This is a genomic window from Amycolatopsis sp. NPDC059657, from assembly GCF_042734395.1.
Taxonomy (GTDB): domain Bacteria; phylum Actinomycetota; class Actinomycetes; order Mycobacteriales; family Pseudonocardiaceae; genus Amycolatopsis.
In genome coordinates, this window is sequence record NZ_JBHWEB010000226.1 from 1 (window position 1) to 7,053 (window position 7,053).

7 protein-coding genes are annotated in these 7,053 nt (G+C 66.7%); 3 read left to right on the forward strand and 4 right to left on the reverse strand.

Translation table 11 applies throughout. The annotated features are described in order from the left end of the window. Nucleotides 1-90: 90 nt before the first annotated feature. Nucleotides 91-723 carry a TetR/AcrR family transcriptional regulator gene (locus ACFV15_RS47405; RefSeq protein ID WP_378360018.1) on the reverse strand — a complete coding sequence of 211 codons (633 nt, stop codon included), beginning with the start codon at nucleotides 721-723 and terminating at the stop codon, nucleotides 91-93. Between the two features lie 184 nt (nucleotides 724-907). Between ACFV15_RS47405 and ACFV15_RS47410 the strand changes: the two genes are divergently transcribed. The 3 genes from ACFV15_RS47410 to ACFV15_RS47420 are packed head-to-tail and all read left to right on the forward strand — an operon-like array spanning nucleotide 908 to nucleotide 3,559. Beyond that, on the forward strand, nucleotides 908-2,116 hold the full coding sequence (locus ACFV15_RS47410) for a cytochrome P450 (protein ID WP_378360020.1): 1,209 nt from the start codon (nucleotides 908-910) through the stop codon (nucleotides 2,114-2,116). 18 nt (nucleotides 2,117-2,134) lie between these two features. Beyond that, nucleotides 2,135-3,355 (forward strand): cytochrome P450, encoded by a 1,221-nt coding sequence (locus ACFV15_RS47415; protein ID WP_378360022.1) that lies wholly within the window; start codon nucleotides 2,135-2,137, stop codon nucleotides 3,353-3,355. Nucleotides 3,356-3,364: 9 nt separating this feature from the next. After that, nucleotides 3,365-3,559 carry a ferredoxin gene (locus ACFV15_RS47420; RefSeq protein WP_378360024.1) on the forward strand — a complete coding sequence of 65 codons (195 nt, stop codon included), beginning with the start codon at nucleotides 3,365-3,367 and terminating at the stop codon, nucleotides 3,557-3,559. Between the two features lie 203 nt (nucleotides 3,560-3,762). On the opposite strand, the gene ACFV15_RS47425 is transcribed toward ACFV15_RS47420, so the two are convergent. From ACFV15_RS47425 to ACFV15_RS47435, 3 genes are all read right to left on the reverse strand, one after another. Continuing rightward, nucleotides 3,763-5,040: a cytochrome P450 gene (locus tag ACFV15_RS47425; RefSeq protein ID WP_378360026.1), complete on the reverse strand. Its 1,278-nt coding sequence runs from the start codon at nucleotides 5,038-5,040 to the stop codon at nucleotides 3,763-3,765. Between the two features lie 35 nt (nucleotides 5,041-5,075). Further along, nucleotides 5,076-5,942 carry an alpha/beta fold hydrolase gene (locus ACFV15_RS47430; protein WP_378360028.1) on the reverse strand — a complete coding sequence of 289 codons (867 nt, stop codon included), beginning with the start codon at nucleotides 5,940-5,942 and terminating at the stop codon, nucleotides 5,076-5,078. 124 nt (nucleotides 5,943-6,066) lie between these two features. After that, nucleotides 6,067-6,909: a hypothetical protein gene (locus ACFV15_RS47435; protein WP_378360030.1), complete on the reverse strand. Its 843-nt coding sequence runs from the start codon at nucleotides 6,907-6,909 to the stop codon at nucleotides 6,067-6,069. Between the last annotated feature and the right edge of the window lie 144 nt (nucleotides 6,910-7,053).

Here is a 7,053-nt window from a genome sequence, read left to right on the forward strand (position 1 = left end):
ACCCGCTACGACAAGCTCGCCGTCCGCTACGAGGCCACCGTGCACATCGCCGCAATCAACGAATGGCTCTAACCGACTTCGATACAGGCCCTAGGGCAGCAGGTCCTCGCCGGTCAGCACCCGGCCTGGCAGTGCGCTGCCGGGCCGGGCGCGCAGCCCGTCGAGCATGAGCGCCATGACCCGCTCCGCGGCGCACTCGATGCTGTCCAGCTTGTTCGGCAGCTGCCGCAGCAGCAGCGTGAACACCAGCGCCACATCGCCGGCGCCGACGTCAGCGCGCAGCTCCCCCTCCTCCTGAGCCCCCTTGACGACGATCTCGAGTTCACCCAGCAGCGCACGGCGGAACTCGGCCGTCAGCGGGTCGTTGTGGATCGCCGCCTCCGCCTGCGGTGACAGCATCGCGAGCTGCACCGACAGCCTCAGCTCCTGCGAGAACCGCAGGAAGCGGACCAGCGCGCCCCACGACGTGTCCTCCTCGGCGATCGCCGCGCGCGCCTCGGTGAGCACCCGCGCGAAGTTGTCGCGCGCGACCTCCCTGATCAACGTCTCCCGGTCGGGGAAACGCCGGTAGAGCGTCCCGACCCCGACCGCCGCCGCCCGCGCGATGTCCTCCATCGGCGCGTCAGGGCCCTGCTCGACGAAGATCGTCTTGGCCGCGGCGATGATCTGGTCGCGGTTACGGCGCGCGTCTGCCCGTAAGGGCGTCCCAGATTCGGCCTTCATGTCACTTGCCTTTCGCGTGAAACCGGCGGCCGATTCTCGCACGGGCAACGGTTTACCGAGTACAGGTTGGAAGTTGACGGCATCAGGTGGATTTAGGTGGACGGAAACCTTCCACTTCGGTACGTTGGGCTACGTAAGCGGAAACAAACCTTCCACATAGGCGCTTTGTCCGGATGGGATGGGAATGACCGACGTGGCCGCCTCGCCGTCACTCGCCTGGCCGATGGAGCGGGCTTGCCCGTTCGGTCCACCAGCCGAGTACCAGAGGTTGCGAGCCGAGGAGCCCGTCACCAAGGTCCTGCTGGCGTCCGGGATGACCATCTGGGCGGTATCCAGGCTCGAGGACATCCGGCAGCTGCTGACCGATCCCCGGTTCAGCTCGAACCGCCACGCGCCGGGCTTCCCCCGGATCATCAAGGACCAGAAGATCATCCCCGGCTTCCGGTCCTCGCTCATCGACATGGACGCGCCCGAGCACGGCGAGAAGCGCCGCGAAGTTCTCAGCGAGTTCACCATCCGGCGAGTGAAGGCCATGGCGCCGCGCATCCAGCAGATCGTCGACGAGCGGATCGACGCGATCCTCGACGGCCCCAAGCCGGCGGATCTGGTCAAGTCGCTCGCGCTTCCGGTGCCCTCACTGGTGATCTGCGAGCTGCTCGGCGTGCCGTACCACGATCACGAGTTCTTCCAGGAGCGCACGTACGCGATGCTCAGCCGCGACAAGGTGCTGGCCGAGCGGCAGGCGGCGTTCGGCGAACTGCTGGCGTTCCTGGACGAGCTGGTCACCGCGAAGGAAGCCGAGCCGGGCGACGACCTGCTCGGCAGGCTGATCCTCAAGCAGCGCGCGGGCGGCGGGGTCAGGCACCAAGACCTCAAAGAGCTCGCGTTCCTGCTGCTGGTCGCCGGGCACGAGACGACGGCCAACATGGCCTCACTCGGCGTGCTGACCTTGCTGGAACATCCCGATCAGCTGAAGAAAATCGTCGAGGACCCCGGCAAAACACTCAATGCCATCGAGGAATTGCTGCGATTTCTGACGATCGCCGAAGCCGCCGGACTGCGTGTCGCGATCGACGACGTCGAAATCGGCGGGCAATTGATCCGGGCGGGTGAAGGTGTCATCGCTTTGACGATTTCCGGGAACCGGGACGCCGAAGCGTTCGTTGATCCCGATGAGTTCGACATCGAGCGCAGCGCACGGCATCACGTCGCGTTCGGCTTCGGAATCCACCAATGCCTGGGCGCGAACCTGGCCAGGCTGGAGCTCCAGATCATCTTCGACACGCTGTTCCGGCGTATTCCGGGACTGCGGCTGGCCGTGCCGGCCGCCGAACTTCCGTACAAGACGGAGACGACTATTTACGGCCTGCATGAACTGCCGGTCACGTGGTGAATTAGTGGGGAGCAAGTAATGACAGGGGTAATGGAGACCGCGGATTTGACGTTCCCGCTTGCCAGGGAATGCCCATTCTCGCCACCGAAGGAATACAAGGAGATCCGCGAGACGGAACCGATTTCGAAGGTCGGCCTGCCGGATGGCACCTGGGCGTGGGCGATCACCCGCCACGAGGACGTCCGCGCCGCGCTGTCGGACCCGCGCTTCAGCGCGGACCGCAGCAACCCGAACTTCCCGATGCTGATCCAGGGCCAGCGCCGCAACCAGGACCCGGATTTCGAGAAGACCATGCTGTCGATGGACGCGCCGGAACACGGCCCGGCCAGGCGCGCGGTGCTCGGCGAGTTCACCGTGCGGCGCATGGAGGCCTTGCGCCCGCGCATCCAGGAGATCGTCGACGAGCGCATCGACGCCATGCTCGCCGCGGACGGCGAGGTCGACCTGGTGGCGGAACTTTCGCTGCCCGTGCCGTCCTTGGTGATCTGTGAGCTGCTCGGTGTGCCGTACGCGGACCACGACTTCTTCCAGGTGCGCACGGCCTCGATGCTCAGCCGCACCGTCTCGCCGGAGGAGCGGCGCGAGGCCTTCGACGGCGTCGTCGGCTACCTCGACAAGCTGGTCACGGCCAAGGAAGCGGCGCCGTCCGAAGGCGACCTGCTCGGCAGGCAGATCCTCAAGCTGCGCGAAGAGGGCACGTATCACCACGGCAAGCTGGTGAGTCTCTCGTTCCTGCTGCTGCTCGCCGGGCACGAGACGACGGCGAACATGATCTCGCTCAGCACGGTGGCGCTGCTGCGCAATCCCGAGCAGCTCGCGATCATCAAGGCCGACCCCGGCAAGACGCTGGTCGCGATCGAGGAACTGTTGCGCTACTTCACGATCGTCGACGCGGCGACAGCGCGCGTCGCGGTCGCGGACGTCGAAATCGGTGGCGTGACCATCAAAGCGGACGAGGGCATCCTCGCGCTCGGCTACTCGGCCAACCGCGACCCGTCCGCGTTCGAGAACCCCGACGAGCTCGACATCGACCGCGGCGCGCGGCACCACGTGGCGTTCGGCTTCGGCGCACACCAGTGCCTCGGCCAGAACCTCGCGCGGATGGAGCTGCAGATCGTCATCGACACGCTCTTCAAGCGGATCCCGGACCTGAAGATCGCGGTCCCCGAAGCAGAGCTGCCGTTCAAGGACGACGCCGCCATCTTCGGGCTGTACGCACTGCCCGTCACCTGTGAGTAGGAGAGTTCCATGAAGATCATCGCCGACACGGGGCGCTGCGTCGGGGCCGGTCAGTGCGTGCTGACCGACCCGGAGGTGTTCGACCAGACCGAGGACGACGGCACGGTCATCGTCCTCGTCTCGGAACCCATGGGTGAGGCCGCGGACCACGCACGCGACGCCGTGCACATCTGCCCCAGCCAAGCGCTTTCGCTGGTCGAGTGACCCGTGAGCGTTGGGTCGTGAGTGGTGACTCTGCTGCATCCAACGGAGCAGAGTCACCGCTCGCCCACGCCTGAACGAGCGGTTCCCCTGCTCCGCTCGATGCAGCAGGGGAACCTCTCGCTCGTGGGCGTCGCCCCGGACTTCCGGTGCGGGCCTGGCGTGGCGTCGTGAGTGATCGCGACGGTTAGAACCGCCCGCAACGCTCACGACCCCAAATGCACAGGCAGCGTGTCCACGCCGTAGACGATCGACAGCTGCCGATACGAAAGGTCGTCCGCGGCCACCGCGAGCCGCATGTTCGGGAAGCGGCGCACCAGCGCCGGGTAGGCCGTCCGCAGCTCCATGCGGGCCAGTTCGGCGCCGATGCAGCGGTGCACACCCCAGCCGAACGCGAGGTGCGGTGACGTGGCGCGGTCCGGGTCGAAGGTCTCCATCGAAGACCCGAGTGACGGGTCGCGGTTGGCGCCGGACAACGACACCAGCACGATGTCGCCCTTCTTGATCTGCGCGCCCGCCACTTCGACGTCCTCGCGGGCGAAGCGCGGGAACGCCATCTGCACCACGGTCAGGTAGCGCAGGAGTTCCTCGACGAACGGGGCGATCGCCTCGTCGTCATCGTGCACGCGCTTGAACTGCTCCGGGTCGCGCAGCAGCACGATGGCGCCGAGCGCGACCATGCTCGCGGTCGTCTCCAGCCCGCCGGTCAGCACACCGTCGGCGAGCCCGGCCAGTTCCTCGTCGGAGATCTCGTCGCCGTGTTCCTTCACCAGCATGCCGAGCAGGCCGTCGCCCGGATTCACACGCTGCTTCTTCACGATCTCGCGCAGATACGCCAGCGACTCGGAAATCGCGCCGAGTGACGCGCCGGCGCCGCCGAACAGGTCGAAGCGCGCGGTGCTCAGCCGCTGGAAATCCTCGCGGTCCTCATAGGGGACGCCGAGCAGTTCGCAGATCGTCAACGACGGGATCGGGAACGCGAACGCCTGCATCAGGTCGACCGGGCCGTCCGTCTTCGCCATCGCGTCGAGCTGCTCTTCGACGATCTCGTGAATGCGCGGGGTGAGCCGGTTCAGCCTGCGCATGGTGAATTCCGGCGTCAGCAGTTTCCGCAGCCGGGTGTGCACCGGCGGGTCGGCGAAGCCGAGACCGCCGGGATTCTGCTCCTCGGTCACCCCCGCGTTACCGACGAGGTTGGTGAAGTCATTGCTGAAGTCGCCGGTCGCGCTGAGCACGGCCTTCGATTCGGTGTACCCGCTGACAAGCCAGGCGTTGAAACCGAACGGCAGCGGCACCTTGCTGATCGGCTCGGCCGCGCGGGTCGCCCCCAGTTCCGCGACCGGGTCGAGCCCGTCCCGGCGCAACGGCATGAGCGCGCCCTCGGGAAGAAATGAGATCTTCGACAGATCGAAACCTGACTTTTGCTTCCTGGCAAGGTATTTGCGTCCCACCCACGAGACAACCCGATCCCGCACACTCGACATAACCGCAGATTACCGGACTTTCCTTGAGACAATCCTCATCGGACACCCCGCAGGTGTGTGATCAACAGCTCCGAGACCACCGGCGCCGCCACCTCCGGCAGGAAATGCCCGCCCGCGGGCAGTTTTTCGAGCCGATACGGCCCGGTGACCCAATTCTTCGTGTCCTCGATCCCCGACGGGGCCACCGCCGGATCCTCGCCGGCGAGGAACAACGTCGGCACGGCCACCCGATCGGGGTACCCCGTGAAATCGTTTGCCCGGTACCAGTCGAGCGCGGCGGTCAACGCTCCGGGTTCACGCAACCGCGCGTTGTACTCGTTCAGATGCTCCTCGGGCACGCCGGGAATGACCAACGGCTTCGCCAGCAGCTTGTTCTCCGGGATCGGCGTCGGCTCCCGGAAGCCCGCCATGTACGTCGACCGCTTCTGCTGCTCCGGGTCTTCCCGCAACGCCTTCTCGAACGCGCCGAGATGCGGGACTGACACCGCGGTCAGCGACCGCACCCGGCCCCCGTAGCGCGCGGCAGCCACCCAGGCGACCGCGGCGCCCCAGTCATGCCCGGCCAGATCGAACCGCCCCCAGCCCAGTGAGTCCGCGATCCCCCGCACGTCCCGCACCAGATGATCGAGCTGATAGTGCTCGATCCCGGCGGGCCGCACCCCTCGCGAATACCCACGCTGATCGGGCGCCACAGCGCGATAGCCCGCCCCCGCGAGCGCTCGCAGCTGTGCCTCCCACTCGATGCCGAACTCCGGAAAGCCGTGCAGCAGCAAGACTTTCCGGCCATACCTCGGCCCGGCGGCGACGGCGTCGAACACCCCCGCCCTGGTCGGGATCTTGATCCGTTCCAGGCGTCCTGACGCCGCCGCTGTGCCGATGCTCGCCGTCCCCACGGCGACCATGGCACCCACCGCCCCCCTGAGTGCTCCCCGCCTCGTGATCCCCATGGCCATAACCTTGGCTTGGCGAGGCGGTCCGGACCATGGGGTAAACCCCCGGTCTTCTCCTCAGGGTTACCCCCTACGACTACCGACCGAAGACCTCGGAGTCGGCGGGCTTCGCGATGGTCACCGGCTTGCCCCACTCGCTGAACCGGACCTCGGTGGTAACGACCTTGCCGGTGCCCACGACCTTGACCAGCAGCTTCAGCTCAGCCAGTTCGTCACCGGGGCAGATCAACAGTTCGTAGTCGATCGTCTTGCCACCAGACTTCAGCGCGTACTCCATCTCCTCTTTGAGGTAGGCGCCGTTTACCTTCTCCGCGGCCCGCTCGAGGTCCACCGCGGCAAGGTGCCGGACGCACTGCCCCTCCACCTTGGTCGCGTGGATATCGCCACCGGCGGCGATGATCGGCAGGTGGTAGTTGGTCGGTGCGATGGCCTGTGCCAGGGAGTCGTGCACCTCGAGCAGATTGTTGTTGAGCTCCTCGTCGAGGTTCCGCGGCAGCGGCAGCCATGGCTTGCCCTTGTCCTTCTCGAACTCCTCGGGCAGTTTCGCGTACGACTCGCCCAGCACGGTGACCAATCGCAGCTCGTCAGGAGTCCGCCCCTGCTGCAGCGGAGTACGCACCGTACCCGCCAGTTCCACACCGTCCACAACGGACTTGGCAGGCCCGGCGAGCGTCTGGACCCGCGCGTCACCGTCGGAGGGCTTCAGCAGGTCACCTTCTCCGGGCACCACGACGAAGTGATACGTCGACTTGGCCAGCGCCACCTTCGTCACCGCTTCGACCAGCGAGGTGGCGGCGCCAGCCCGATGAGTGACCGGCGGCGGGGACGGCGTCAGCTGCACCACCCCGCCCGCCGACTGCCCCGGCGCGTCGCATCCAGCGACCGCGAGCAGCACGAAACCAGCCATTAATACGCGCATAAGGCACTCCCCAGTGTCTGACCAGCACAAACCGCCGGTCAGCAGCAGAGTACTCGTGAGCGTTGCGGGCGGTTAAAAACCCCCCCAAGCGGCAGAAACCCTGAGCGGGGTGTTAAACGACCACCCCCACCACCCCCGAACCCG

Coding starts and splice junctions, on each gene's coding strand:
- ACFV15_RS47405 (WP_378360018.1), bottom strand. CDS start 723: ATGAAGGCCGAATCTGGGACGCCCTTACGGGCAGACGCGCGCCGTAAC.
- ACFV15_RS47410 (WP_378360020.1), top strand. CDS start 908: ATGACCGACGTGGCCGCCTCGCCGTCACTCGCCTGGCCGATGGAGCGG.
- ACFV15_RS47415 (WP_378360022.1), top strand. CDS start 2,135: ATGACAGGGGTAATGGAGACCGCGGATTTGACGTTCCCGCTTGCCAGG.
- ACFV15_RS47420 (WP_378360024.1), top strand. CDS start 3,365: ATGAAGATCATCGCCGACACGGGGCGCTGCGTCGGGGCCGGTCAGTGC.
- ACFV15_RS47425 (WP_378360026.1), bottom strand. CDS start 5,040: ATGTCGAGTGTGCGGGATCGGGTTGTCTCGTGGGTGGGACGCAAATAC.
- ACFV15_RS47430 (WP_378360028.1), bottom strand. CDS start 5,942: ATGGTCGCCGTGGGGACGGCGAGCATCGGCACAGCGGCGGCGTCAGGA.
- ACFV15_RS47435 (WP_378360030.1), bottom strand. CDS start 6,909: ATGCGCGTATTAATGGCTGGTTTCGTGCTGCTCGCGGTCGCTGGATGC.